The organism is Streptomyces spiroverticillatus (assembly GCA_014650415.1).
In the GTDB taxonomy this organism is placed as follows: domain Bacteria; phylum Actinomycetota; class Actinomycetes; order Streptomycetales; family Streptomycetaceae; genus Streptomyces; species Streptomyces spiroverticillatus.
Window position 1 is genome coordinate 1 of sequence record BMUX01000059.1, and the last position, 1,655, is coordinate 1,655.

General features: G+C 66.2%; 2 protein-coding genes. One reads left to right on the forward strand and one right to left on the reverse strand.

Annotation, left to right across the window (positions count from 1 at the left end):
* Window positions 1-138: 138 nt before the first annotated feature.
* Window positions 139-621 carry a hypothetical protein gene (locus tag IE269_RS42625; protein ID WP_229898578.1) on the reverse strand — a complete coding sequence of 161 codons (483 nt, stop codon included), beginning with the start codon at window positions 619-621 and terminating at the stop codon, window positions 139-141.
* A 110-nt stretch (window positions 622-731) separates the two neighbouring features.
* Here IE269_RS42625 and IE269_RS42630 point away from each other — a divergent pair, with 110 nt between their 5' ends.
* Complete coding sequence (locus IE269_RS42630; RefSeq protein WP_189828756.1) at window positions 732-1,499, forward strand: transposase; 768 nt, start codon at window positions 732-734, stop codon at window positions 1,497-1,499.
* The last annotated feature ends 156 nt before the right edge of the window (window positions 1,500-1,655 follow it).

Consider the following 1,655-nt stretch of genomic DNA (forward strand, 5'->3'; position numbering starts at 1 on the left):
ATCCTCATTCTCGCTGGTCAGAGGCACTTTTCGTTTGCCTGATCACCCGTCGGACACCGGCCTTCATGAAAGCCCGAGGCTAAGGCTTGTCCCGTAAGTGGGCAGAGTGACCAACAGCCCCATGGCGACGGCGCCGTCTCACACCGCTGACCGCTGAAGGGTTTCTCGCCACTCGTCCATCACATCGCGGGACTCGTCCAGGGCGGGATCGCGAGTTCCGCCGGGTGCGTAGGCCGCGGACCGGTCGGCGCGGAGCGGCACATGAGCGCAGTACCAGGCCCGCTTGGCGCCTGCTTGTTCCGCGTCCGTGCCCGTCCGCAGATAGTCGAGCAAGGCGGTCATGACCCGACGGCGTCCAAAGGCGTAGACCGTGGGCTCGACGAACCAGCGGCAGAAGCTGGGGTCCGGGTCGTAGACGGCCGCGGCCATCAACGGGTCGAAGAACTCTTCGGGTAGGTGGGCGCGTTCGAGCAGTGGCTTGCGCACCGCATGGGCCAGGTGCCGTGCGCGGCGTGCTTCCGGCACGTCGGTCGCGTTCCCGAGATCCATCAGGCGCGCCACCTCGACTGCACATGTCAGGAAGGAGCGTGCAGCTGCCTCGTTGTGCTCTTCGTCGGCCATGGCGGCATTCTGGACCAACGCAGGTCGAGAGGGTACGGGTCCGATGGTTGCCGCGATGCGAGCGATGGCGTGCCGCTCGACTACCACCCCCAGGGTGAGATGATCTTGATGTGGCTGGTGTGATCACGGCGTCGGAGCCGTCTTGGATAGCCCCGTTCACCGGGCTGAGCCCGCGCGGCTTCGGCAAGCTGATGACTGTCGTACGGCGGGAGGTCTCGGATGAACCGCGGCGTGGACGGCCGTGGAGCCTGACGCTGGAGGACCGGGTTCTGCTGGTCGCGGCGTACTGGCGCACCAACCTGACGCTGCGCCAACTCGCCCCGCTCTTCGGGGTCTCGAAGTCGGCCGCCGACCGGATCATCGACCACCTTGGCCCCCAGCTCGCGCTCCAGCCACGTCGGCGATTTCGCAAGGACGCCGTGCTGATCGTGGACGGCACCCTGGTGCCCACCCGCGACCACACCGTGGCCGAGCAGTCGAAGAACTACCGCTACTCGACGAACCACCAGGTCGTCATCGACGCCGACACTCAACTCGTCGTCGTGGTCGGCCGACCCCTGCCGGGCAACCGCAACGACTGCAAGGTATGGGAGGAATCCGGTGCGAAGGATGCGGTTGGCAAGACCATGACCATCGCGGACGGGGGCTACCCGGGCACCGACCTGGTAATGCCGCACCGCCGCCGCAAAGGCGAAGAACTGGCCGACTGGCAGCAGACTCACAACAAGTCCCACAAAAGGGTCCGCGCACGCGTCGAGCACGTCTTCGCCCGCATGAAGTGCTGGAAGATCCTGCGCGATTGCCGCCTCAAGGGCGACGGAGTCCACCACGCCATGCTCGGTATCGCCCGTCTGCACAACCTCGACCTCGCCGGATAGGCGGCAGACCCCGCAACGACCGACCGCACCCGGGCCACACCGAAGATCATTTACGGGACAACACTTAGGGTTAACTTGTGGGAGCGGGTAGCGCCGTTGTTGCCGCCGTGTCCTGCGCGGCGGTATCGCTATCCGGGCCGGTTGCCGGCGGATGAC